Annotated in this window: 25 protein-coding genes; 8 read left to right on the top strand and 17 right to left on the bottom strand. The window is 39.9% G+C overall.

The window, feature by feature from the left end; translation table 11 throughout:
* Positions 1–7: 7 nt before the first annotated feature.
* Positions 8–1,357 carry a putative hexosyltransferase gene (locus BUW93_RS02255; protein ID WP_081208783.1) on the top strand — a complete coding sequence of 450 codons (1,350 nt, stop codon included), beginning with the start codon at positions 8–10 and terminating at the stop codon, positions 1,355–1,357.
* A gap of 36 nt (positions 1,358–1,393) precedes the next feature.
* Here the strand turns inward: BUW93_RS02255 and BUW93_RS02250 are convergent, their stop codons facing one another.
* From BUW93_RS02250 to BUW93_RS02220, 7 genes are all read right to left on the bottom strand, one after another.
* Complete coding sequence (locus tag BUW93_RS02250; protein WP_081208781.1) at positions 1,394–2,365, bottom strand: deoxyhypusine synthase family protein; 972 nt, start codon at positions 2,363–2,365, stop codon at positions 1,394–1,396.
* Positions 2,358–3,233: an agmatinase gene (speB, locus tag BUW93_RS02245; protein WP_081208779.1), complete on the bottom strand. Its 876-nt coding sequence runs from the start codon at positions 3,231–3,233 to the stop codon at positions 2,358–2,360. The genes BUW93_RS02250 and speB overlap by 8 nt, the downstream gene beginning before the upstream one ends.
* Before the next feature lie 48 nt (positions 3,234–3,281).
* Complete coding sequence (locus BUW93_RS02240; RefSeq protein ID WP_081208777.1) at positions 3,282–4,685, bottom strand: arginine decarboxylase; 1,404 nt, start codon at positions 4,683–4,685, stop codon at positions 3,282–3,284.
* 288 nt (positions 4,686–4,973) lie between these two features.
* Complete coding sequence (locus BUW93_RS02235; RefSeq protein WP_081208775.1) at positions 4,974–5,837, bottom strand: pseudouridine synthase; 864 nt, start codon at positions 5,835–5,837, stop codon at positions 4,974–4,976.
* 83 nt (positions 5,838–5,920) lie between these two features.
* Positions 5,921–6,826, bottom strand: a complete 906-nt coding sequence (locus tag BUW93_RS02230) for a geranylgeranylglycerol-phosphate geranylgeranyltransferase (RefSeq protein ID WP_081208773.1) — start codon at positions 6,824–6,826, stop codon at positions 5,921–5,923.
* 12 nt (positions 6,827–6,838) lie between these two features.
* Positions 6,839–7,777, bottom strand: a complete 939-nt coding sequence (locus BUW93_RS02225; RefSeq protein WP_081208771.1) for a mevalonate kinase family protein — start codon at positions 7,775–7,777, stop codon at positions 6,839–6,841.
* Positions 7,778–7,827: 50 nt separating this feature from the next.
* On the bottom strand, positions 7,828–8,910 hold the full coding sequence (locus BUW93_RS02220) for a diphosphomevalonate/mevalonate 3,5-bisphosphate decarboxylase family protein (protein ID WP_081208769.1): 1,083 nt from the start codon (positions 8,908–8,910) through the stop codon (positions 7,828–7,830).
* Positions 8,911–9,031: 121 nt separating this feature from the next.
* Here BUW93_RS02220 and BUW93_RS02215 point away from each other — a divergent pair, with 121 nt between their 5' ends.
* Positions 9,032–9,508 carry a TspO/MBR family protein gene (locus BUW93_RS02215; protein WP_081208767.1) on the top strand — a complete coding sequence of 159 codons (477 nt, stop codon included), beginning with the start codon at positions 9,032–9,034 and terminating at the stop codon, positions 9,506–9,508.
* Here the strand turns inward: BUW93_RS02215 and BUW93_RS02210 are convergent.
* Complete coding sequence (locus BUW93_RS02210) at positions 9,501–10,727, bottom strand: BaiN/RdsA family NAD(P)/FAD-dependent oxidoreductase (RefSeq protein ID WP_081208765.1); 1,227 nt, start codon at positions 10,725–10,727, stop codon at positions 9,501–9,503. The two genes, BUW93_RS02215 and BUW93_RS02210, sit on opposite strands and share 8 nt — an antisense overlap.
* Positions 10,728–10,736: 9 nt before the next feature.
* Positions 10,737–11,438 carry a glycerophosphodiester phosphodiesterase gene (locus tag BUW93_RS02205; RefSeq protein WP_081208763.1) on the bottom strand — a complete coding sequence of 234 codons (702 nt, stop codon included), beginning with the start codon at positions 11,436–11,438 and terminating at the stop codon, positions 10,737–10,739.
* A 131-nt stretch (positions 11,439–11,569) separates the two neighbouring features.
* Between BUW93_RS02205 and BUW93_RS02200 the strand changes: the two genes are divergently transcribed.
* From BUW93_RS02200 to BUW93_RS02175, 6 genes are all read left to right on the top strand, one after another.
* Positions 11,570–12,418 (top strand): SDR family oxidoreductase, encoded by an 849-nt coding sequence (locus BUW93_RS02200; RefSeq protein WP_081208761.1) that lies wholly within the window; start codon positions 11,570–11,572, stop codon positions 12,416–12,418.
* A 114-nt stretch (positions 12,419–12,532) separates the two neighbouring features.
* On the top strand, positions 12,533–13,054 hold the full coding sequence (locus BUW93_RS02195) for a DUF421 domain-containing protein (RefSeq protein ID WP_081208759.1): 522 nt from the start codon (positions 12,533–12,535) through the stop codon (positions 13,052–13,054).
* Entirely contained in the window at positions 13,051–13,323 is a 273-nt protein-coding gene (locus tag BUW93_RS02190; RefSeq protein WP_081208757.1) for a SemiSWEET family sugar transporter, read from the top strand. The genes BUW93_RS02195 and BUW93_RS02190 overlap by 4 nt, the downstream gene beginning before the upstream one ends.
* Before the next feature lie 92 nt (positions 13,324–13,415).
* On the top strand, positions 13,416–14,108 hold the full coding sequence (gene gntA / locus BUW93_RS02185) for a guanitoxin biosynthesis heme-dependent pre-guanitoxin N-hydroxylase GntA (protein WP_081208755.1): 693 nt from the start codon (positions 13,416–13,418) through the stop codon (positions 14,106–14,108).
* Positions 14,109–14,732 (top strand): FMN-binding negative transcriptional regulator, encoded by a 624-nt coding sequence (locus BUW93_RS02180; protein ID WP_081208753.1) that lies wholly within the window; start codon positions 14,109–14,111, stop codon positions 14,730–14,732.
* Positions 14,713–15,294 (top strand): DUF1989 domain-containing protein, encoded by a 582-nt coding sequence (locus tag BUW93_RS02175; RefSeq protein ID WP_081208751.1) that lies wholly within the window; start codon positions 14,713–14,715, stop codon positions 15,292–15,294. Before BUW93_RS02180 ends, BUW93_RS02175 begins: the two co-directional genes overlap by 20 nt.
* On the opposite strand, the gene BUW93_RS02170 is transcribed toward BUW93_RS02175, so the two are convergent.
* The 8 genes from BUW93_RS02170 to BUW93_RS02135 form a co-directional block, all read right to left on the bottom strand.
* The gene (locus BUW93_RS02170) at positions 15,291–16,013 is read right to left on the bottom strand and encodes a TerC family protein (protein WP_081208749.1); all 723 of its coding nucleotides are present in this window, start codon (positions 16,011–16,013) and stop codon (positions 15,291–15,293) included. The two genes, BUW93_RS02175 and BUW93_RS02170, sit on opposite strands and share 4 nt — an antisense overlap.
* A 141-nt stretch (positions 16,014–16,154) precedes the next feature.
* Complete coding sequence (clpX, locus tag BUW93_RS02165; protein ID WP_081208747.1) at positions 16,155–17,387, bottom strand: ATP-dependent Clp protease ATP-binding subunit ClpX; 1,233 nt, start codon at positions 17,385–17,387, stop codon at positions 16,155–16,157.
* 36 nt (positions 17,388–17,423) lie between these two features.
* A complete protein-coding gene (clpP, locus tag BUW93_RS02160) occupies positions 17,424–18,104 on the bottom strand; it encodes an ATP-dependent Clp endopeptidase proteolytic subunit ClpP (protein ID WP_081208745.1) in 681 nt (226 codons plus the stop codon).
* Positions 18,105–18,210: 106 nt separating this feature from the next.
* A complete protein-coding gene (tig, locus tag BUW93_RS02155) occupies positions 18,211–19,536 on the bottom strand; it encodes a trigger factor (protein WP_081208743.1) in 1,326 nt (441 codons plus the stop codon).
* A gap of 86 nt (positions 19,537–19,622) precedes the next feature.
* Complete coding sequence (locus BUW93_RS02150) at positions 19,623–19,964, bottom strand: phage holin family protein (protein WP_081208741.1); 342 nt, start codon at positions 19,962–19,964, stop codon at positions 19,623–19,625.
* Between the two features lie 82 nt (positions 19,965–20,046).
* The gene (locus BUW93_RS02145) at positions 20,047–21,615 is read right to left on the bottom strand and encodes an SGNH/GDSL hydrolase family protein (RefSeq protein ID WP_081208739.1); all 1,569 of its coding nucleotides are present in this window, start codon (positions 21,613–21,615) and stop codon (positions 20,047–20,049) included.
* Positions 21,616–21,624: 9 nt separating this feature from the next.
* The gene (locus BUW93_RS02140; RefSeq protein ID WP_081208737.1) at positions 21,625–22,875 is read right to left on the bottom strand and encodes an OmpP1/FadL family transporter; all 1,251 of its coding nucleotides are present in this window, start codon (positions 22,873–22,875) and stop codon (positions 21,625–21,627) included.
* A 121-nt stretch (positions 22,876–22,996) separates the two neighbouring features.
* On the bottom strand, positions 22,997–23,758 hold the full coding sequence (locus BUW93_RS02135) for an alpha/beta fold hydrolase (protein ID WP_081208735.1): 762 nt from the start codon (positions 23,756–23,758) through the stop codon (positions 22,997–22,999).

Genomic DNA, 23,758 nt, shown 5'->3' with positions numbered 1-23,758 from the left:
CAGAAGCATGAAGGAGTTTTTCCAAAACCACCGCTTCAGTATTCTTATTGCCTTTACCGGCATCGCTTTTTATTTCTCTTTTGCCTATAACCTCGATCGAGCAGATTTTATAAAACTTATCGGACTATACGGAGGCCTGTTCTTTATAAGCCTCAAACTAATCCAGCTTAAAAAGACAGACTTTTGGTTTCTGGCAGGCTTAGCGCTTCTATACAGACTTATCTTTCTTCTGGCTATGCCAAACCTCTCTCAGGATTTCTATCGCTTTATTTGGGACGGAAAATTAATCCTGGAGGGAATCAATCCTTATTTATACAAACCATCTGAATTAATTGAAAATTTCCAGGGTTTTTGGTCCAGACTTTATCAGGGGATGGGAAATCTTAGCCAGGGAAATTACACCAGTTACCCACCTGTGAATCAATTTTTATTTGCCGTTTCGGTTCTTTTAGGCGGAAATTCCATCTTGGGATCGGTATTAATAATGCGTATTTTAATCATTTTTGCGGATCTGGGAACACTTTTCTTCGGAAGAAAACTCCTGCTCAATCTTAGCCTTCCCCCACATAGAATCTTCTGGTATATCCTCAACCCCTTAATCATTATAGAACTCACCGGAAACCTGCATTTTGAAGGCGTAATGTTGTTTTTCCTGGTCTGGTCTCTGTATTTGCTTCAGCAAAAAAAATGGCAGCTGAGTTCAATTTTACTTGGGATTTCGGTTTCGGTAAAGCTGCTGCCCCTTATCTTTTTGCCTTTGATATGGAATTTTTTCAGAAAAAATAATGGTTTAAACTTCACAAAATTGGCTTTATATTATTTGGTGGTGGGAGCAACGGTGGTTGTCTCCTTCCTACCCCTCCTCTCTTCGGAAGTCATCTCAAATTTTTCCAGGAGCCTTGGGCTATGGTTTCAGAAATTCGAATTTAATGCCAGCGTTTATTACCTGATTCGCTGGATTGGTTTTGAGCTTAAAGGTTATAACATTATCGCCACTGCCGGAAAGATTCTGCCTGTTTTAACCCTTCTTATCATAATGGGCCTTGCCTTCTTCAAAAGAAATAATTCTATGAGCGCTATAATAGTTTCGATGCTTTTAGGCATAAGCACTTACTTTTTCCTTTCTACTACCATACATCCCTGGTATCTGGCCACACCATTATTGCTATCAGTTTTTACTAAGTATCGTTTTATGATTTTATGGACTTCAGTGGTTTTCCTAAGTTACTTTACCTATTCCAATTCCGGTTTTAAAGAAAATTACTGGCTTCTCGCCTTAGAATATATATTCGTTTATGCTTTTTTGATTTATGAGATCTACAAAAATGAATTCAAAACAAAAAAGCCTGCAATTTAACCTGCAGGCTCCTTTTCTTTATTTTCAAATTCGTTTTTACATATCCAGTAAGTAAGCAAATATCAAAGGGGCTACAATTGTGGCGTCACTTTCTATAATATGCTTAGGGGTGTTAATATCGAGTTTTCCCCAGGTGATCTTTTCATTAGGTACAGCTCCCGAATAAGAACCGTAGCTGGTGGTTGAATCAGATATCTGGCAGAAATAACTCCAGAAAGGCGTATCGGTTCGTTCCATGTCCTGGTATAACATAGGTACCACGCAAATAGGGAAATCTCCGGCTATTCCTCCTCCTATCTGGAAGAAACCAATTCCATCTTTAGAATTATCGGTATACCAATCGGCAAGGAAGGTCATATATTCAATTCCAGACTTCATGGTACTTGCTTTAAGTTCTCCTTTTAACACATAGGAAGCAAAAATATTCCCCAGGGTACTGTCTTCCCAACCGGGAACTACCATCGGCAAATTCTTCTCTGCCGCGGCATACATCCAGGAATCCTTGATATCAATCTCGTAATGTTCTTCTAAAGCTCCCGAAAGCAATAATTTGTAAAGGAACTCGTGTGGAAAATAACGTTCTCCTTTAGCCTCAGCCTCTTTCCAGATCTCAACTATTTTATGCTGAATTCTTCTGAAGGCTTCTTCTTCGGGAATACAGGTATCGGTTACCCGGTTAAGGCCTTTTTCCAGTAAATCCCACTCTTCTTGCGGAGTAAGATCACGGTAATTAGGGACACGTTTGTAATGCGAATGCGCCACGAGGTTCATCACATCTTCTTCCAGGTTGGCCCCGGTACAGGAAACAATATGCACTTTATCCCGGCGAATCATCTCGGCGAAAATTTTACCAATCTCGGCGGTGCTCATTGCTCCGGCCAGCGAAACCAACATTTTTGAACCGCCCTGCAGCTGCTTTTCGTAATCTTTGGCAGCATCTACCAAAGCGGCAGAGTTAAAGTGTAAATAATATTTTTCTATGAATTGCGAAATCGCTCCTTTATTCATCTTCGTCTTCGTCGTTATGATTTAAATATTTGAATTTGTAGCTTAACATTTTGTAGTAAAGTTTAGCCGCAAGAAAATCAGATGATTTCTCATTTTCATTTGGACAAAGTTCCACGATATCAAAACCTACTACATTTTTCTTTTTGAACATCAACTTAAGAAATTCCAGGGTTTCATACCAGAAAAGTCCACCGGGTTCCGGTGTTCCTGTAGAAGGCAGGATAGAGGGATCGAACGCATCCAGATCTATGGTGATAAAAACATTGGGGGTCATCTGCCCAATAGCGTCTTCCATCCAATCTTCGTAAAGATCATGGGCAAAATACACCTGGTTCTCATCCATATGCTCTACTTCTGAACCATCCATAGACCTAATTCCTACCTGTACCAGGTTTGTCTTTTTACTGGCCTCATGTACAGCACAGGCATGATTACAGGATGAACCCTCGTATTCCGGTCGAAGATCGGCATGAGCATCGAGTTGCACTACGGTAAGATCTTCAAAGCTTTCATTAAAAGCACGAATGGTACCTATGGAAACAGAATGCTCTCCCCCAAAAATAGTTACGAATTTTTCCTGTTTAATATAGTTCTTCACAGTTTTGTGCACTGCTTCCACCATTTTTTCAGGAGAAGAGTTTTCGGTAACAGGTGGAGCTAAATAAACCCCTTTTTTGTAAACCTCACTTCTAGTTTCAATGTCATAAAGTTCCATATTTTCTGAGGCTTCCAAAAAAGCTTCCGGACCTTTATCGGCCCCTTTTTGCCAGGAACTTGTTCCATCGTAAGGAACAGGAATTAGTACCACTTTAGCATCGTCTATACGGGAGTACTTATCTGGTATTCCGGCGTAATTCTTTTTGTTCATTTTAAAAGTTAATTGAATAAGAGTTAGTTGTATAAAGTTATAAAAATTTTAATTGCCATTCTTATAACCAAGAATTTTCAGCATATCTTCTGCATTCTGCTGTTCGCTGAACAACTCGGTCGTGATATTCCCGTTTTCATCTTTATCAATGAGGATATGTTTAGGTTGTGGGATCAGGCAGTGATGCAAACCCCCGTATCCACCAATAGTTTCCTGGTAGGCCCCGGTATTAAAGAACCCGATATAAAGCGGTTTTTCTTTTTTATACTTCGGAAGATAGATCGCGTTTACGTTCTGTTCTGAATTGTAATAATCATCACTATCGCAGGTTAATCCGCCCAGTAAAACCCTTTCATACTCCTCATTCCAGCGATTTATCGCCAGCATCACGAACTTCTTACTTATCGCCCAGGTATCAGGCAGGGTGGTTATAAATGATGAATTAATCATATTCCACTTTTCCCGGTCGTTTTGTTGTTTTTGGTAAAGAATCTCGTAGATCGCGCCACCGCTTTCCCCAACGGTAAAGCTTCCAAATTCGGTGAAAATATTTGGCACATCCACCTCTGCATCTTCACAAACAAGTTTTATCTGGTTGATGATCTCATCTACCATATACTCATAATCATATTCAAAATGCAGGGAATTCTTTACAGGAAATCCTCCCCCAATATTTAAACTATCCAAAGTTGGACAGACCCTTTTTAGGGCAACATAAACTTTTAAACACTTAATCAATTCGTTCCAGTAATAAGCGGTATCGCGTATTCCGGTATTTATAAAGAAGTGCAACATCTTAAGTTCCACTTGCTTGTTTTCCTTTATTTTTCGGTTGTAAAATGGTACGATATTTTTGTAACCTATCCCCAACCTGGAGGTATAGAATTCGAATTTTGGTTCCTCTTCCGAGGCTATTCTAATTCCTATTGGATATTTCCCTTCTATGCTTTGAGATAAGAGATCGATTTCCTCGTAGTTATCAATAATAGGGATGCAGTTTTTGTGTCCGTTATTAAGTAAACGGGCGATATTCTCAATATATTGATCGCGTTTAAAACCGTTGCAAAGCACGTAAGTATCGTTAGTGATCTTCCCTTTAGCCTTTAAATTCTCAACGATATTGATATCAAAGGCTGAGGAAGTCTCGATATGAATATCATTTTTCAAAGCTTCGTTCAACACGTGCTCAAAATGGGAACTTTTGGTGCAGTAACAATAATTATAGGAGCCCTTGTAATTATGTTTCTCAATAGCACCGGCAAACCATTTTTTAGCTCTTTGGATATTATCTGAAATTTTTGGCAGGTAATTAAATTTAAGAGGAGCCCCGTATTTTTGCACAAGTTCCATAAGGTCAATTCCGTGAAACTTTAGCTCGTTATCGTCCAGAGTAAATTCTTCCTGGGGAAAGTAGTAGGTTTGGTCTATTAGATCGCTGTATTTAGTATTCAATGGAGTAGTTTAAGAGTTTTAAAGGTAAAAATTAGGGATAATATTAGCACATCAAAAGATTTGATTGGTAAAAGTTTGTTAAGATGAATTTTCCAGATAATATTTTTAAGCCTGAAATTCGGCCCAATTTAGAATAGCCCTGAAAAGCCGGAAGGCTTCCGAAGTAATGACGAAAATTGTTTGTCAATTATGCTTGTACATTAGAAGGTTTAAAAAATTAAAAACCCGGATTCTCTATTGAAAATCCGGGTCAAAAATATTAAAAAACTTAATACGGAATTACTTTTTTTAAAGCATCCCCAAATTAATAACTTCCTGGTCTGTAAGCCTTCTAAAACGTCCTCTGGGCAGGTCTTTTTTGGTTAGCCCGCCAAAGACAACGCGATCTAATTTCTCCACTTCATAACCCATACTTTTAAATAATCTCTGGATTACGTGATTTTTGGTGGAGTTGGTTTCAAGACCTACTTCATTTCTGGGCCTGTCGGCAATATAACTAACATCCTGCACCTTAACTTTGCCATCTTCAAGAGTCACCCCCGTTTTAATTTTTTCGAGATGCTCTGGGGAGAGGGGTTTGGTAAGACTTATATGATAGATCTGCCTTATTCCGTTTTTGGGTTTCCCAAGTTTCTTAGCAAGAGTACCATCGTTGGTAAAGAGCAACAATCCCATTGCCTGGGTATCAAGTTTCCCTACAGGATCAAGTTTTGCTTTGGTAGCCTTAGCCATAAGCTCCATTACGGTTTTCCCACCTTTTTCTAGGCTTCCGGTCACGTAAACTCCTTTCGGCTTATTCAGCAAGAAATATTCGGGTTTTTCAGGATTAAGGGTCCTACCGTCAAACTTTACCTCATCGGTTAGTTTTACTTTGTAACCCATCTCGGTAATAACTTTCCCGTTAACCGTAACATTTCCGGAAGAAATATAGATATCGGCATCACGACGGGAACAGATCCCCGAATTCGCAATGTACTTATTGAGCCTGATTCCCTCAGTCTTTCCGGTAGATTTAGCTGAAGTGGGTTTTGCTGAAGATTTGTCTCCCCCCTTTTTTATAGGGGCATTCCCCCGGGTATAAGATTTCTTTCGTTGCCCTCCACCTTGTCTTCCGCTGAATTTTCCACCTGAAGATTTATCATTTCTGCTCATATCGCTTATTTTTTGCAAAGGTACTGTATAAGTACAGATTAACTAAATTATAAAAAGAATAATATTAATGAAAGGAAGGAAGCTTAAAACACCCGGCTAAGTACCTCGCGAAGGTCGATAAGCAGAATACTAAAAACTCCGGCTACAATTATCAACTTAAGAATATTATGCAATAAAAGGTATTGCCATTTAGCCTTACTGAAATATAGAAATAACACAAAGAACACCAATAAAACAAGGGAAGAATAGAAATAATAATTCATATAACCTGTATCAAACCTGGTGATGAGAAGTAAGGTAGGAACTACAGCAAGGATGCTTAGCAAGGAAAGGAAGAATTTACTCCATTTTTCCCCATAAACTACCGGTATAGTTTGATAATTCTGTGCCAGGTCGCCCTGCATATTTTCAAGATCTTTCACCAGTTCCCGCATAACGATCATAAGATAAAGAAAGGTGGCGTGAATAAAGATGACGGTTTCAAAATTTCTGTAATACACAAAGATCACAAAAAAAGGAGTTATGGTAAGAATCGAGGCTACCAGGTTCCCCAGGAACAGAATTTTTTTCAAGCGATGGGAATAAAGCCAAATAGCAAAAATGTAAATTGAAAAGAAAACCACCATCTTAAAAGAGACGTAACTGGCAAAAAATATCGCAAGTAAATTCAGAATAAAATACACCGAGAGCTTGGTACGTTGGCTCACAATTCGATCCAACATTGTTTTCTTAGGCCGGTTGATCAGGTCTTTTTCACTATCATAAAAATTGTTGATAATATATCCCGAGGCGATAATAGTTGCGGAAGAAAGGATGATAAAAAATAAGTTATCATCAAAAAACACCTCGCGCAAGGGTAAACCCGGAGCAAGGATAAAGGCTGATGTAAGGTACTGTGCAAGGATTAGCACCAGTATATTATAACCACGAACCACCGAAAACAAACTGAGCATTTTCAGCAACAAACGTTTGTTAGAAATGGAAACCATTAAAGGGCTTGTTTAGAAGTTGTAGACCACTTCTAATTTATAATCTTTTAAGGCTTTTCTTGCCTTTTCAATATCTTCGGTAAACCCAAGGATGTATCCGCCACCTCCTGAACCACAAAGCTTCAAATAGTAATCGTTGGTATCAATTCCCTTTTGCCAAAGTTTATGAAACTGTGCGGGAATCATAGGTTTAAAATTATCAAGCACTACGTGAGAAAGGCTTTTTACATTTTTAAAAAGTGAGTTCACATCACCTTTTAAAAAGTCATCTACACAGGCATCGGTATGTTTTACAAATTGATCTTTAAGCATTTTCCTAAAGCCTTCCTGCTTCATGTTTTCCATAAAAATCCCTACCATGGGCCCGGTTTCGCCGGTGCTTCCACTGTCAAGTAAGAATACTGCTCCCTGTCCATTTTCGGTTTGGGAAGGTATCCCTGCAGGCTCAATATTGTCTTTTGAATTTATAAGAATAGGAATACTTAAATAACTATTAAGCGGATCCAGTCCGGAAGATTTCCCGTGGAAGAAAGATTCCATTTCGCCAAAGATTTTCTTCAATTTTAAAAGTTTATCTCTGGTAAGGTTTTCAAGCACGGTGATCTTATCGGTAGCATACTTATCGTAAATCGCAGCTACCAAAGCACCACTACTGCCTACTCCATATCCCTGGGGAATGGTAGAATCAAAATACATGCCTTTAGCGATATCGGCCTTTAAAGAATCCAGGTCGAATTTAACCAGATCAGGATTATTTTGGGAAAGGTCCCTAAGGTAATCGGCAAATCTACCCAGACTTTTGTTGGATTTTATAGCAGCCTCCGATGGATCCTGGTCCACCTTCAGGGCCCCATTGTAAAAATTGTAAGGAATTGATAAACCTTTGGAGTCTTTGATGATTCCATATTCTCCAAAGAGAAGGATTTTTGAATAAAATAAAGGTCCTTTCATAAGCTCTGGTATAAACTGTACCGATTTAAGGCAGAGGAATTTAAGTAAATCTACAATTTTTCCGCACCTTTTCCAATATTGTCGCAAATATACTGCCCTTTTTCACAATAGGCAACCAACTCATTCTTAATGAATTCCAAAACTTCTACTTTATTTTTTTCAGGATAAAGCACGTGAACATTCGCCCCGGCGTCTAAAGTAAAGCAAACAGGTACACCTGTTGCTTCCCTGTACTCCCAAATCTTATTGATAATTTTCAGGGTATTGGGTTTCATTAAAATAAAATAAGGTTCACTACTCATCATCATAGCGTGCAAACTAAGGGCCTCACTTTCCACTATTTTGATAAATTCTCCCAGATTTCCCGTTTCAAAAACCGCCTGTAACTTTTCAAGGTTGGCATGCGCCTGTTCAAACCGTGCGCCAGCAAAAGGATGCCCGTGCATTAAATTATGCCCTAACGAACTACTCACCTGTTTTTGTCCTTTATCTACCAGCAAAATAGAGTCCTGATAGGTTTTAAAAATCTCATGAACTTTATATGGATATTTAATTCCGAAGAGGTCACTGCTACCGGCCAGGCTAGCGTGCTTTCCCCATTCTATAAGTTCTCCTTCAATACTCCTGCAAGCGCTTCCAGACCCTAATCTGGCAAGAAAAGAGGCTTTTTTCAGGAAAAAATCTTCTGTTAAGTCCGGATATAACTCCTTTTGAAGACTCATCACACAAAGGGCCAGGGCACTCATTCCGCTGGCGGAAGAGGCGATCCCGCTGCTATGAGGAAAAGTGTTTTCAGTTTGAATTATCAGTTTATAATCCTTTAAAAACGGAGAATATTTTTCGATTCGCTCAAAAAACTTCTCGACTTTTGGTTTAAAGTCGTCTTTCTTTTTTCCTTCAAAAAACAATTCAAAATCAAAAGCTTCACCACGGGTTTCTTTTTTTTGAAATTCGAGAGTGGTAATAGTTCTGCACTTCTCCAAGGTAAAACTCACCGAAGGATTGGCCGGGATCTGGTTTTCTTTCTTTCCCCAGTACTTCACCAGGGCAATGTTGCTTGGAGACTGCCAGGTTACTTTACCCGATTGCACGGGCTTTTGATATTCTCCCGGAATAAAATCCTGTTCACGCATCGTAAAAAATTTTAGCAAAGATAGTTTTTAACCTGAAATTGCCCATATCCATAACTTCTGTCCTTGAAAGTTTCATAATTCAATTTAATTCCTATTTTAGTGGTATCTAACCAACTCGAAGATGACAAGGAAACTTCTCATACGCAGTGCTATTGCAATTGGCATTTGTTTGCTCTTCGGTTTTGTTGGGGCTGTTGCAACTCAAACCGCTATGAATGGCTGGTATACAGCCCTGGATAAGCCCTGGTTTGACCCGCCAGAGTGGATTTTTGGCCCGGTCTGGATGTTCTTATACGTTTTAATGGGCGTTGCCGCCGGGATCGTTTGGACCAGAGGTTTTTACCACAAATGGGTGAAAACAGCTCTTTATCATTTTGGGTTTCAACTCTTATTCAACGGTTTCTGGTCCCTTTTGTTTTTCGGACTAAATAAACCTTTTTGGTCATTGCTCACCGCCATTACCCTATTTATTTTGGTGATACTTACCATAAGATGGTTTAAGATTGTAAATGATATCGCGGCATACCTTCTGATTCCCTATGCTATATGGGTACTTATGGCTCTTGCTCTAAACCTGGAGGTTTGGTATTTTAATTAGCACTCATCGCTTTAGCTGCAATAAATCCTCCCGTCCATGCATTTTGAAAGTTAAACCCGCCGGTGATGGCATCTATATTTAAGACTTCCCCGGCCAGATAAAGGTTTTTATGCAGCTTGCTTTCAAAGGTTTTAAAATTTACCTCTTTGAGATCTACTCCGCCAGCGGTTACGAATTCCTCCTTAAAGGTGCTTTTCCCATTCACCTCGAATTCTGCTTCACAAAGCTGATGGCTCAAAGCTTCCAGCTGACTTCGATTCATTTCGGCCCAGGTCTTCTCTGAATTAATTCCCGCTGCACCTACAAGGCTCTGCCATAAGCGTTTTGGAAGGTCAAACCTTGAGTATTTTGCCACCTGTTTTTTAGCCTCCTTAAATTTGAGGTCTCTTAATTCCTCTTTCATTTCTTCGGAAGTCATCCCCGGCAACCAATTCACTTTTACCTGAAACTTATAATTTTCAGCATAAAGCTCCCTTGTCCCCCAGGCCGATAATTTTAGAATAGCCGGCCCGCTCATTCCCCAGTGCGTGATAAGCAAAGGACCACTGCTTTCTAATTTTTTTTCTTTAGAAGCAAGTTTTAATTGAACAGAAGCTTCTGTGGCGATTCCCGCCAAATTTTTTATTCGTCTATCTTTTATATTGAAGGTAAATAGTGAGGGCACCGCAGGAACTATGGTATGTCCTAACTTAGCCAGCAGGTTCCACATTTTAGGATTACTCCCCGAAGCCAGCATAATTTTTCCTGCTGAAAAATCTCCCCTGTTGGTCTTAACACTCCAGGTTTTCCCGGTTTTCTTAATATCCTGAACCGAATGATTCTTTAGCACCTGTATCTTCAATCTTTCAACTTCACTCAGAAAACAATTAATGATACTTTCTGAAGAATCTGAAACCGGAAAGATACGGCCATCCTCTTCGATCTTTAGCTCGATCCCCCTTTTCTCAAACCATTCCATCGTATCGCCGGTCATAAAATTATGAAATGGGCCAAGCAACTCTTTTTCCCCTCTCGGGTAATTAGCACTAAGCTCCTTCGGCCCAAATTCAGCATGGGTCACATTACAGCGACCTCCCCCTGAAATTCTTACTTTGGAAAGCACTTCTTTTCCCCTTTCCAGGATGGCAATCTTCAGCCCCCTATTCATCTCCGCAGTATTTATCGCGGTGAAAAATCCTGCGGCTCCACCGCCAATTATAATAATATCGTATTCGTGCATTTATTTATTTTAATTGACCAGTTTATGCAACCTATCGGGAAAATCTGAAATAATTCCATCCACCTCAAAATCTACCATTCTGGTAATATCATCCGGCTCATTAACCGTCCAGACATTCACTTTAAATCCGGCCCGGTGTGAATTCTTAACACTGTCTCTTGTAATTATCCCTAAAGAAGGATGGATTGCCTGTGCATTGAGCAATTTCCCCAGTTCGATGGCTTCACTTACGCTGGCCTTGCTCAAAATCCCAAGGGGGATTTTCTCATCAAGTTGTTTTAATTGAAAAAGTTCATTCTTTTGAAAACTGGAAACGATAAAATCCTGGTATTTCCAGTTTTCTTTGGCGATATAATCCTTAATTATTTCAGTAGCACCCGCAGCGGTATTTAAACCTTTCAGTTCAATATTAATACTGCATTTTCCCTTAATGAGATCCAGGACTTCAGTAAGGAGAGGAATCCGGTAAAGTTCTTCAACCTTAAGGGATTTTAATTCGTCCCAGCTCTTTTTAGCAATTTCACCACTGCCGTTGGTAATACGGTCTAATGTGAAATCATGAAAAACAACAATTTCACCCGTTTTACACCGGTGCACATCAATTTCAATGGCATCAACGCCTATTTCAATAGCCTTTTGGACACTCTCCAGGGTATTTTCAGCCAAATGGCCTTTTGCACCTCTGTGCCCTATTTTCAGAATAGATTTCATTAGGCAAAGGTAAAAGCTTTATTGAAATGGTTTAAACTGAGATCAAATCTTTAGAAAGGCTTATTACAACTTAACATTTTTTTAATGTGGGCCTTTCCTAAATTTAAGGATACAACAAAAAACCATCTAAAATGAGTAAACCAGGAAAGTTCCCGGAACAGAAACAAACCCAACCCGGAAAGGAGTATGAAATGCAACCTGAACCTGAGATTATAAGGGACAATTACCGCGGAAGCGGTAAATTAAAAGATAAAACCGCACTTATTACCGGTGGAGACAGTGGCATTGGTCGGAGTGTGGCGGTACACTTTGCCAGGGAAGGTGCCGATATTGCCATTATTTACCTCAATGAAGATGAAGATGCACTGGAGACCAAAAAACTCGTGGAAAAGGAAAACCAAACATGTTTCATCCTTGAAGGAGATCTGAAAAATGAAGAATTTTGTAAGACGGCAATTCAAAAAACCATTTCAGAAATGGGAAAAGTAAATATCCTGGTCAACAATGCTGCGGTACAATTCCCAAAAGAAGATGTGCAAGACCTCAGTTTTAACCAAATCAGGGAAACCTTTGACACCAATATTTTACCTTATTTCCATATTGCCAAAGAAACTTTGAATCATATGGCCGAAGGAGATTGTATCATCAACACTACATCGGTTACCGCTTATCGCGGGAGCGAGCATCTCCTTGATTACTCAAGCACCAAAGGAGCGATAGTTAGTTTTACCAGGTCCCTTTCAAAAATGTTAGTCGGGAAAAAGATCCGGGTGAACGGGGTTGCCCCAGGTCCAATCTGGACCCCACTAATCCCCGCAACTTTCGAAAAAGTATCTGAATTTGGCCAGGATACACCAATGGGACGTGCGGGTCAACCCAGCGAAGTAGCTCCGGCCTATGTATTCCTCGCCAGTGAAGACAGCAGTTATATCACCGGCCAGGTAATTCATGTGAATGGGGGTGAAATAATTGGAGGTTAAAAAATTGTACACAAAAGCTAACGAGTTATACTGGTTCATCCCAGGTAATTGTCGCGACTCCTTAAAATCAATCATATAGCATGTCTTTGGTTTAACCAATCAAAATCTAAAAAAATGGAAAAATGGTTTGAATTTTCTACCGAATCTTTAATCGCTATCACACTAACCGCTATCGGTATTTATTTAGCGGTTATTATTCTTACCCGGATAGCCGGTAAACGCAGTTTTTCAAAAATGTCAAGTTTTGATTTTGCTATGACGGTGGCTATCGGATCTATCATCGCTGGAACCACTCTTAACTCTTCCATCAGTTTGGCACAGGGGATTACCGGTTTGGCTTCGGTCTATTTCTTACAAATTTTAATCGCGATACTACGCCGACACACCTCTCTGCAAAAACTTATTGACAACTCTCCCCTGCTTCTTATGGATGGACCTGAAATTTTAAATGAAAATCTTAAAAAAGCCCGTCTAACCCAGGGAGACTTACGCTCTAAACTACGGGAGGCAAATGTGACAAAGTTTTCTGATATAAAAGCAGTGGTTTTTGAAACTACCGGAGACATCTCTGTTTTACAGCATAATGATGGAGACCTGGAAGTTGAGTCCTGGTTGCTAAAAGACGTAGAACGATGAGCTGGACAGACGTATTAGGACTGGTAGCAGGTATTTGTACTACTGTAGCCGTAATTCCTCAAATAAAAAAGGCCTGGAAAACAAAAAAAGTTGAAGATGTTTCCCCTGGAATGTTCACCATTTTAATGATTGGCATCTTTTTATGGGTTATCTACGGCATAACCCAGAAGGATTTACCCATTATTGCCACAAATGGCGTTTCCCTGGGCTTAAATGGAGTGATGCTTTACCTTATGATTCGCTACAAAAATTCTAACAAAGATAAATAGCTGTTAATCTTCACTAATCTTAATCTAAAGTCTTCTTAAACCATTTCAGCGGATTTTCAAATACTATTATTTTTATGAAAAACGTATAAACGATGAATGCTGCAGGCCATAAAACTCTAAAAAAGAATAATTCAGTAAAAACCTCATATAAAGATTTCAGAGATTTTATAATCAAAAATGATCACCCCTGTGTGATGGCCCAAACAGTATTCAGTATGGACAAGGCCGAAATTCATAACTATGAAAATTTTGGCTCCCTGGAAACTGCAAAAAAGATATTGAAAGACCTGAAGCAATACCTGGAAAATTATGACTTTTCCTCTAACGACTTTTACACTTTCATAGCTGCCTTTCCGGAAGAAAAAAATTATTCCGAACTTAAATTTGAAGAATTACTATGGAAACAGCTGCAAAAGATTCACCAGGTAGACAAGGAGAAATGGGACCCAGAAGTGAGTAAAGACCCAGAAAGCAAAGACTTTAGTTTCAGTATTGCCGGAAAATCGTTCTATATAGTAGGTCTTCACCCTAATAGTAGTAGGAAAGCCAGGCAAAGTCCCTACCCTGCACTTACGTTCAACCTGCATTGGCAATTTGAAAAACTTAGAGAAATGGGGGCTTACCAAAATGTTCGGGACAAGATACGGGATCGCGACAAGGATTTGCAGGGTAGCATAAACCCCATGCTGGAAGATTTTGGCGAAAGCAGCGAAGCCAGGCAATATAGCGGTAGAAAAGTTGGAGAAGAATGGAAATGTCCGTTTCTTCACGGGAAAAATAAATAAATGTACCAACCCAGGAAATACCAGAAAAAAGACTCCAATTACATTTATAGCTTTATCCGGCAACACCCGTTCGCCACTTTCGTTTTGAAAGGAGAACGGCTTCTTGCCACTCATATCCCGGTTTTGATAGAAGGTGATGCAGAAAATTTTAGGCTCTACGGCCATATTGCCAGGCATAACGAACAATTACAATATCTCAAAGACGGGACAGAAGCCTTGCTGATTTTCCAGGGGGCTCACGGGTATATTTCCTCGTCCTGGTACAGGGAAAAGGATATTAGTACCTGGGATTATTCGGCGGTTCACGTGAATGTGAGGCTTAAAATACAATCTGAGGAAGAGCTGGAACAATCGCTGGTTAACCTGGTTCATAAATTCGAAAAAGATCAGGAGAATCCTTTGGAGTACAGGGATATTCCCTCAGAAATAATTTCAGATCATCTTCAGCAAATTACAGGTTTCTGGTGTGAGCCTTTTAAAGTTGAAGGAATAGCCAAACTTCACCAGGGTTATGATTCAGAAGATATCCACCGAATTAGCAAAAAAATAAAGGAACGGGACAACCCCATGGATCCGATACTTGATAAAAATATTAGAGCTGAAAATGATACAAAAGATAGATAAGCAAAGTGGAGCCGCCTTCACCCTAAAAAAGGGGCAGAAATTAAAAGTGATTAGCCCTGAAGCGCAACAGGTTAGCGATATGGTTTTGTTTAATGCTCACGATACACGGGAGAAGCTATCCTCTGGAAAAACACTTGATTTTGAGGAAAGTATCCTTATTACCCAAGGAAACTTTTTATGGAGTAACCGCAGTCAAAAAATGATGGAGATCCTGGAAGACACCAATGGCAGGAATGATTTCCTGCTGGCACCCTGTAGCCCGGAGACTTTTGAGATAATGTATGATCATAAAGGGTACCACCCGAGTTGTTTTGAAAACCTCTACAGCAACCTGGAGAAATTTGGCGTCGGCCCCGATGATGTCCCTACTGCCTTCAATATCTTTATGAATGTCCAATTCGACCCCAAAGGAAAGTTGAGTGTTGCTCCTCCGCTTAATAAAGCAGGGGATTTTTTGCTGTTCGAAGCTAAAAAAGATCTTATCGTTGGCCTCACTGCCTGCTCTGCGGAAGACAGTAATAATGGCAGCTTCAAACCGATCCATTTTGAGATTATCGATTAAGCTTCTGCGGTTTCCTTCTTTTTTCTTCTGAAACGCATATTGAGCATTTCTATAGCCAGGGAAAAGAAAACAGAAAAATAGATATATCCTTTAGGCACATGGTAATGCAATCCTTCAACGAGCAACATCACCCCGATAAGAATCAAAAAGGAAAGTGCCAGAATTTGAATGGTGGGATGTTTATTTACAAAATCACTCACCGCTTTTGCAAAAATCATCATCACGATGATAGCGATGGTTATTGCGATAATCATCAGCAGGACCAAATCGGTTAATCCAATGGCCGTTAAAATAGAATCGAAAGAAAATACAAGGTCCAGCATTACTATTTGCAAAATGGCATAACCGAAGGAATTTACACTTTTCACCTCTGTAGTTTCTTCGTGTCCTTCTACTTTTTGATGTATTTCCAGGGTGCTCTTCACCAGGAGAAATATACCTCCGGCCACCAGAATAATGTCTTTCCAGCTCAATTCGAATTCCATGTATTCCAGGACAGGTTCTGTAAGCCCAATGATCCAGGTGATACTTAGCAAAAGTAAAATTCGCATGATAAGGGCGATTGAAAGTCCACCAATTCTCGCTTTCTTTTGCTGATCTTTTGGCAATCTGCCCGCGACAATAGATATAAAAATAATGTTATCTATACCCAGCACAATTTCCATAAAAGTAAGGGTAAGCAAAGCAATCCAGGTATCCGGTTGAAGAAAAATTTCCATTGTTTATGATTGGTTAGCTAAAAAAATAATTAAAAATAGAAAAATTCTTTTCTCTCCTTCCGATTTTCACAACTCCTTATGAAATAAAAAAAGGCCATTCTTTTACGAATGGCCTTTTGGTATATTAAAGTAAGTAATTTGCTAAGAGACTGCCTTAAGCTTGTTAATAGTAGATTTATTCAGTTTATCTTCAGCATAATCCCGATCAACAACAAGTTTTGTTTGGTTGCTTTCAGGCATCTCAAACATTGCATCTGTAAGTATTGCCTCACAAAGAGAACGAAGTCCACGTGCACCCAATTTGTATTCTACGGCTTTCTCTACGACGTAATCAAGGGCCTCTTCGGTCATATCAAATTCAATATCGTCCATCTCAAAGAGCTTCTGATATTGCTTAACAATGGCATTCTTAGGCTCAGTGAGAATAGATCGTAGCGTTTTCTTATCCAACGGATTCATATAGGTTAGGGCCGGTAACCTCCCGATAATTTCAGGAATAAGGCCGAAATCTTTTAAATCCTTCGGAATGATATATTTCAACAAGTTGGTGCGCTCTATTTGATCTTCATCTTTTGAGGCGCTAAATCCAACAGCCTGCATATTTAAACGCTTGCTGATGTTTCTCTCGATACCATCAAAAGCTCCACCTGCGATAAACAGAATGTTTTCGGTATCAACCTCCACAAATTTCTGATCGGGGTGCTTACGGCCTCCTTTTGGCGGAACATTTACCGTAGTTCCTTCCAGTAATTTTAGCAACGCCTGCTGAACTCCTTCTCCCGAGACATCACGGGTAATTGATGGATTATCGCTTTTTCTGGCAATTTTATCTATTTCGTCGATAAACACTATACCACGTTGTGCTTTTTCCACATTATAATCGGCCGCCTGCAGTAATCTGGTTAAAATACCCTCTACATCTTCACCAACGTAACCGGCTTCGGTAAGCACCGTAGCATCAACAATGGCCAGGGGCACATTAAGCATTTTTGCGATAGTCTTCGCAATAAGGGTTTTTCCGGTTCCGGTTTCCCCTACCATAATAATGTTACTTTTCTGAATCTCTACATCGTCTTCAGATTTTGGTTGTAACAAACGTTTGTAGTGGTTATAAACCGCTACCGACATTACTTTCTTGGTAGCCTCCTGCCCAATCACATATTCATCTAAAAAAGCCTTAATCTTTTTTGGTTTGCTTAGCATCAAATCTGAAGAAAGCTCGCGAGCTTCTCCTTGCTTTAATTCTTCCAGGACGATCCCGTGCGCCTGCTCAATACAGCGGTCGCAAATATGAGCATCCAATCCTGCGATAAGCAAATTGGTTTCAGGTTTTTTTCTTCCACAAAAGGAACATTCTAATTCTTCTTTCGCCATTTCGTTTAATTTAGCGCAAACTTATGTTTGCTTAAATTATTTTCCTTCTCTCGTTAGTATCTCGTCTATCATACCATATTCCAAAGCTTTTTCGGCTTTCATCCAGTAATCACGATCACTATCTTCTTCTATCTTTTCGTAGGTCTGTCCAGAGTGTTTGGCAATAATCTGGTATAATTCCTTTTTAAGGGTTAAGATTTCCCTTGCGGTAATCTCGATATCACTTGCCTGGCCCTGGGCACCTCCAAGCGGCTGGTGTATCATTACCCTGGAATGCGGCAAGCCGCTTCGTTTACCTTTTTCTCCGGCACATAGAAGTACCGCTCCCATAGAAGCAGCCATCCCGGTGCATATTGTTGCTACATCGGGCTTTATGAATTGCATAGTATCGTAAATTCCAAGGCCGGCGTAAACACTTCCACCCGGGGAATTGATATATATCTGAATATCTTTGGAAGCATCTGTACTTTCCAAAAACAACATTTGTGCCTGTACAATATTAGCCACCTGGTCGCTTATGCCGGTTCCCAAAAATATAATGCGGTCCATCATAAGGCGGGAAAAAACGTCCATAGCAACAGCATTCATCTGGCGTTCCTCGATAATATTAGGAGTCATCCCCATAGGATTCATGCTGCTAACGATCTTGCCGTAATAATTACTGTTTATGCCATGATGTTTGGTGGCGTATTTTTCAAATTCTTTTCCGTAGTCCATTAAAATACTTTTTTCTCGTGTTAAAAAGAAGGGTTTTCTAAACCCAAAAAGGCGTTATTCCAAACGGTTTAACGCCTTAAAGATAGGTATAAAATTCTGAAATTTCTTATTGATAGATCTCTTTCACGAATTCATCATAAGTAACCTCTTTCTCTTCAAATTTCATATTCTCCTTGTAAAATTCAAGAAGTTTCTCATTCATCAACTGTTCCGATAAACGCTTAACTTCATCCTGATTTGAAAGGATTCTGGCTGCGATATCGTCAAGTTCTTTTTCTGAAGGGTTCATCTGGCCAAATTGCGCCATTTGCTGCTTAATTTTTTCGTGAGAAAAAGCTTTAAGGTCTTCAAAATTAACCTCAAGATTTTTCTCCTTGATGATCTTTCCTTCAATTAATTGGTAACGCAGGCCTTTTTCACTCTTTTCGTATTCTTCTACGGCCTCTTCTTCTGTAAGTGGCTTCTCACCAACGGTGCGAATCCATTTCTGAAGAAATTCCTTCGGAAGCTCGAATTTAGTGTTTTCAATCAAGGTCTCGGTGATATCATTCATCAATTGCTGATCGCTCTGCTGCTCAAATTGCTTGGCCGCGTCTTCCTTGATCTTATCTTTTAGTTCGTCAACCGATTTTACCTGGTCTTTCCCAAAAAGTTTATCAAAAAGTTCCTGATCAAGATCGGCCAGTTCTCTTTTGTTTACTTCAGAAACAGTGAATTCAACTTCAATATCAAGATCGTGAGCTTTATCATGATCGATTCCAAGAAGATCGATTAACTGGTGATCATCCTTGAAAAGATTCTTGGTTTTTAGCTTTATGGTATCGCCAACCTTAGAGCCCATAAATTTATCAAGATTTCTTTTACCGTTAATCTTTTCCAGTTCTACTGAAGATTCCTTCTCGATTCCTTCCTCTTCATTTTTGAAAGTTCCGGCAACGATATCAGCTTCATCATCAACTTCATTTTTTGAAATCAATTTGCCGTATTGCTTCTGGATGGATTCTATCTGGTTGTTTACCATCTTTTCATCGGCAACGATATTATATTTGGTTACCGGTTTTTCAAGATCAAGATTCACCTCAAAATCTGGAGCAAGACCAAGTTCAAATTCAAAGATGTATTCTTCCTTATTCCAGTCGAAGTCTTCCTGCTCTTTCGGGATAGGATTCCCTAGAACATCAAGTTTTTCTTCAGTAAGGTATTTATTAAGGGCATCCTGAAGAAGTTTGTTGACCTCATCTACCAAAACGGCCTGCCCGTATTGTTTTTTCACCATTCCCATTGGCACATGGCCTTTTCTAAAACCGGGTATATTAGCGTTTTTTCGGTAATCTTTTAATATCTTCTCTACCTTTGGGGCATAATCTTCCTTTGCGATATCAACTTTTACTACCGCATTAAGCTCATCAATATTCTCTCTGGTAATATTCATCTTGACTTGTTATAAAAATTGGAGTGCAAAATTACACTTTTTTCCCAAGCCCGCAAAGTTTCAATTTATTGAATTTCAGCCTTCTTCTAATCTTTTCCGAGAAGGGAAAACAAGATGGATTGAAAAAGGGATAAAAGCAGGCTAAAAAGAATGGCGATAAGAAAACCATTCACCTCAAACCCGCTCACAAAGGCATCGGCAAGAAGAATGATAATCGCGTTTATAACCAGCAGGAAAAGTCCCAGAGTAAGAATTGTGACCGGCAGAGTAAAAAGCACTAAAATTGGCTTCACCAGCAGGTTTAGAATAGCCAGAACAATGGCGACAATAATCGCGGTTACATATCCCGCCACGGCAACGCCTGGAAGAAATTTTGCCAGCACCACAACGGCCAGCGCGGTAAGTAAAATTCTTAAAATGAAGTACATAACTTATGATGTTAGTAATACAAATATGCAAAAAACGCCGGAATATCCGGCGTTTAATAAAATTATGAAGAAAGTGAAATTTTTAATTCACCTCATTGTTCAGGGTAATCGTAGGATAATTTCCAATATTAACCTGCGGAACAGTAGAATTATACGTCTTGTTTATTTCTTTGATAAGCTCATTGGCAACGATCGCATACCCACGAGGAGTTAAATGTATCCCGTCTAAAGAGAAAGCTCCACCTGTTGCGAAAGTTGAAGTTACTGTGCCTGCATCAAAATTATAACCGTTTTGAGCGATATCAGTTAATAACGAATTTGCATCCAGCAGTGCGAGCCCGTTTGCTTCTGCAATTGCGGCAATAGCCTGATTATAAGCTGCGGTAGCATCCTTAATATTTTCAATTTCTTCAGCATCTAACACATCGGCATCTTCAATTCCGGCTACAGCACCAAAAAGGGTATTCACCTGCTCTTCGGTTGGCTGACCGCCACTTTGAAGAACTCCAAGCACCTGCATTACTTCAGGAGTCAACCTTACTGAACCATAACCCTGAGCCAAAGCTCCCTGGTCTATAGTTAAAAGCAATAATTCTTCCTGAGTCATTTGGCGGAATCCAAGAGGGTTCATATCTGAAGGCTCAACAGAAATCACAAACCGGTTAGGACCTTCCTCAAAAGTTAGCGCATATTGAGCTGCAAGAGCCATTGCCTGGTCCTGGGGAACTCCTTGCTGCATTAAACCACCAGCAAAAACCTGAGAAACAGCCTGAAAAAATCCGGTTAGATTTGCAGCAGTTTCACCATCCAGTACTAAAGCATTGTTTGGTACCGTGGTAAAATATGGAACTGAAGTCACATCTGGAATATTAACCAATGCGCCACCTGAAGCGGTACTGGTTAAGGTTTCCACTAGACCTGAATAAACCAAATTAAAAACGTTAGGATCGGTAATATCATTAGGACCATAGGTAGAAGGTTCTGTATTATTTTTCTGGTCTATCCCGGTTCCGCCTGAAGTTGCATATCCAAGCACATCATTATTCCCAATCCAAAGGGAGAAAAAAGTGGGATTTAGCATCATCGCATCCTGAATTACTGTAGTTGATGCAGAAGTAGCGAAACGCGCAAAATAAGGGTTAGCCATCCCAGTTGGAACACCTTCAGGGTTACCATAACCTTGTGCTGCCAGATGATAACTTTTAGCACCGGGAACTCCCATATTGCTAAATGGTCCATCCAGGGTATTGAGAACTTCAGTAGTAGGCTGACTTCCGGTATAGCGAGCGGGTCCCGGCTCACCATTCTCCCCTACGGCTAAAACGTAACGGTTTTGAGCAATTACATTTCCGCCAAATAGAAGTCCGCCGGTATTATCATTCGTATAAGGAATGGTAAAATCATTGGTTTCCTGGGTAAGGGCAAATTGCTGGGCCATGATATTGGGATAAGAATTTTCCTGTCCTGTAATGTACAAGGCGCCATCGGCATAACCAGCAGTTAGTGAATTACCTAAGGCTACATAATTTGAAAAATCGGCTTCTCCATTGCTGTAAGTACCCATTTCATCAACAGGGGTTTCCAATTCTGGCTCACAGGACAAAACTCCTGCGGCTAGTACTACGGCTATATATTTATAATATTTTTTCATTTTCTTCAATTAAATTTTATAGGTTAAACCAAGACCAGGAACAAAAGCTGATGTCTTATAAGATCCTTCAAAAGGCACATTTTGTCCATCTTCGCTATAGTAGTTATAAGATTCATCAACTTCCTTGTAACGATTATAAAGGAAAGCCGCATCTATAGAAAGTTTTTCGTTAACATTCACCGATAGACCACCGGTGAAGCCATGTGCATCGTTTCTGGGTGTTTCAGGAGCAAAATAACCAGATTGCACCGGAGACTCATCATAGTAGTAACCTACCCTAAGGGTAAACATTTCATTTGCCAGGTACTGCATTCCGAAGCGGTATGTGGCAACATCTTTATAATTTCTTGCGTTCTGTGAATCTGGAATGTTCGGATTTGCAAAATCAATGTCCAAAGATTCATAAACACTCCAGTACGTGCGATTATAATCAACCGCCAACAGCCATTTATCGAGTAATTGGTAAGAAACCCCAACAGAAAGTTCGGCAGGAAGAGGCAGCGAAGCATCAAAGGCTGTATCTTCAAATGGAGTTAAAGGAGAGTTCGGGATATTTTCAAAATCTGCCTCCCCGCCTTCAGCATCCATCATTATTTCTGAGCGGTAATTAAGACCAAGGGTCAATCTCTCGGTAGGTTTGTACATGGCACTGGCAGACCATCCAAAAGCACTTACGCCGCTGGCATCTACAGTAACGTTTGAGCGGTTACCTTCAAGATCTGTTAATGTTCTGTTCAGGTTTCGATTAAAATTCACACCACCGGTTACATAGATAGGGCCACCACCAACACTTAAGTTATCGGTGATCTTTACTGAAGCCAGAGCTTGAATGTAAATTGCTTTCAGGTCGATATTATTCACCAAATGAGATCCAGACCAGTCGGTTGGCCATTCTACGGTACTCCCGTAAGGAGTATAAGCGGCTAACCCAAGACTTAACCAGTCATTCATTCTGTAAGAAAAGTAAGCATAGAATGGTGTTCCCACCGGGCTATCGGTACGGTAAGTTTCACCAAATTGATCATTTTGCCATACTACCTCCGAGAATACGGCACTGGCACCAACAGCCATATTAATTTTGTCTTCCAGGTACACCAACCCAGCGGGATTAAAGAAAGCGAGTTCAGCATTGTTCACCACCGCCACACCGGTATGCCCCATGGCAAGAGAGCGCTGGCCCTGTAGGCTCACCCGGTAACCTCCGGCATAAGTTACGGCAGCAGCCAAACCAAACAGGCATAAAAATAATAGTTTTTTCATAATAGAATTAGGATTAATAATGGTATTTAATAAAATAGTCTTTTCAAAAATATAATAAATTAGAAAGTATGCAATGAATCAGAGCGATTTATTATGCATACATAATATATTCAGGGTAAATTTAAAGAAATTTCAGTACCGCTTCATAAAAAGCTTCACTATTCTCGGCGTGGACCCAATGACCTGCACCAGGAATACTTATAATTTGAGCTTCTGGGAATTGATTTTTTATGGTAGTTTCATCTTCAGAAGTAATATAATCTGAATTCTCGCCTCTGATAAATAAAGTTTCCCCGGGATATTTTTGATCTTCAGGCAAGGCTTCTCCAACCTTCTCGATATTTGCCTTTAGGACTGAAAGATTGAGCTTAAGGCAAAGTTTATCCTGGGACTCTCTTTCCAGATTCTTCAGCAAAAATAGCCTGATGCCTTTGTTGGAGATAAATTCCTTTAGGAGATTCTCTGCTTCTTTTCGCGAACTAAGATTGGCTTCTTCCAGAGCCGTTAACCCATCCAGAATTTGCTGGTGATGGGGCGCATAATATTTTGGCGCTATATCTACTATAATGAGCTTTTTAACCAGCTTAGGGTTTTGAGCAGCCACGAGCATAGCGGCCTTCCCACCCATAGAATGCCCTAACAAAATAATATCAGAGAGATTATGTTGCCCGCAGTATTCTACTATATCATTAGCCATTATTTCATAATCAAAATCGTCGCTATGCGGACTTTTCCCATGGTTTCTTTGGTCAATAAGATGTACCTGATAACCCTCTTCGGCAAACTGGCTGCCCAGGGTTTTCCAGTTATCTCCCATCCCTAAAAAACCATGTAGAATGAGAAAGGGCGTACCTTCTCCAAGAATATTTGAATGTAATTTCAT

It is taken from the genome of Salegentibacter sediminis (assembly GCF_002078605.1).
GTDB lineage: Bacteria > Bacteroidota > Bacteroidia > Flavobacteriales > Flavobacteriaceae > Salegentibacter > Salegentibacter sediminis.
This window is presented reverse-complemented; position numbering and strand designations above follow the sequence as displayed.

Bases quoted from the DNA above. Each gene is read 5' to 3' on its own strand.
- BUW93_RS02255 (WP_081208783.1), top strand. From the start codon at position 8: ATGAAGGAGTTTTTCCAAAACCACCGCTTCAGTATTCTTATTGCCTTT.
- BUW93_RS02250 (WP_081208781.1), bottom strand. From the start codon at position 2,365: ATGAATAAAGGAGCGATTTCGCAATTCATAGAAAAATATTATTTACAC.
- speB (WP_081208779.1), bottom strand. From the start codon at position 3,233: ATGAACAAAAAGAATTACGCCGGAATACCAGATAAGTACTCCCGTATA.
- BUW93_RS02235 (WP_081208775.1), bottom strand. From the start codon at position 5,837: ATGAGCAGAAATGATAAATCTTCAGGTGGAAAATTCAGCGGAAGACAA.
- BUW93_RS02230 (WP_081208773.1), bottom strand. From the start codon at position 6,826: ATGGTTTCCATTTCTAACAAACGTTTGTTGCTGAAAATGCTCAGTTTG.
- BUW93_RS02225 (WP_081208771.1), bottom strand. From the start codon at position 7,777: ATGAAAGGACCTTTATTTTATTCAAAAATCCTTCTCTTTGGAGAATAT.
- BUW93_RS02220 (WP_081208769.1), bottom strand. From the start codon at position 8,910: ATGCGTGAACAGGATTTTATTCCGGGAGAATATCAAAAGCCCGTGCAA.
- BUW93_RS02215 (WP_081208767.1), top strand. From the start codon at position 9,032: ATGACAAGGAAACTTCTCATACGCAGTGCTATTGCAATTGGCATTTGT.
- BUW93_RS02210 (WP_081208765.1), bottom strand. From the start codon at position 10,727: ATGCACGAATACGATATTATTATAATTGGCGGTGGAGCCGCAGGATTT.
- BUW93_RS02205 (WP_081208763.1), bottom strand. From the start codon at position 11,438: ATGAAATCTATTCTGAAAATAGGGCACAGAGGTGCAAAAGGCCATTTG.
- BUW93_RS02200 (WP_081208761.1), top strand. From the start codon at position 11,570: ATGAGTAAACCAGGAAAGTTCCCGGAACAGAAACAAACCCAACCCGGA.
- BUW93_RS02195 (WP_081208759.1), top strand. From the start codon at position 12,533: ATGGAAAAATGGTTTGAATTTTCTACCGAATCTTTAATCGCTATCACA.
- BUW93_RS02190 (WP_081208757.1), top strand. From the start codon at position 13,051: ATGAGCTGGACAGACGTATTAGGACTGGTAGCAGGTATTTGTACTACT.
- gntA (WP_081208755.1), top strand. From the start codon at position 13,416: ATGAATGCTGCAGGCCATAAAACTCTAAAAAAGAATAATTCAGTAAAA.
- BUW93_RS02180 (WP_081208753.1), top strand. From the start codon at position 14,109: ATGTACCAACCCAGGAAATACCAGAAAAAAGACTCCAATTACATTTAT.
- BUW93_RS02175 (WP_081208751.1), top strand. From the start codon at position 14,713: ATGATACAAAAGATAGATAAGCAAAGTGGAGCCGCCTTCACCCTAAAA.
- BUW93_RS02170 (WP_081208749.1), bottom strand. From the start codon at position 16,013: ATGGAAATTTTTCTTCAACCGGATACCTGGATTGCTTTGCTTACCCTT.
- clpX (WP_081208747.1), bottom strand. From the start codon at position 17,387: ATGGCGAAAGAAGAATTAGAATGTTCCTTTTGTGGAAGAAAAAAACCT.
- clpP (WP_081208745.1), bottom strand. From the start codon at position 18,104: ATGGACTACGGAAAAGAATTTGAAAAATACGCCACCAAACATCATGGC.
- tig (WP_081208743.1), bottom strand. From the start codon at position 19,536: ATGAATATTACCAGAGAGAATATTGATGAGCTTAATGCGGTAGTAAAA.
- BUW93_RS02150 (WP_081208741.1), bottom strand. From the start codon at position 19,964: ATGTACTTCATTTTAAGAATTTTACTTACCGCGCTGGCCGTTGTGGTG.
- BUW93_RS02145 (WP_081208739.1), bottom strand. From the start codon at position 21,615: ATGAAAAAATATTATAAATATATAGCCGTAGTACTAGCCGCAGGAGTT.
- BUW93_RS02140 (WP_081208737.1), bottom strand. From the start codon at position 22,875: ATGAAAAAACTATTATTTTTATGCCTGTTTGGTTTGGCTGCTGCCGTA.
- BUW93_RS02135 (WP_081208735.1), bottom strand. From the start codon at position 23,758: ATGAAATTACATTCAAATATTCTTGGAGAAGGTACGCCCTTTCTCATT.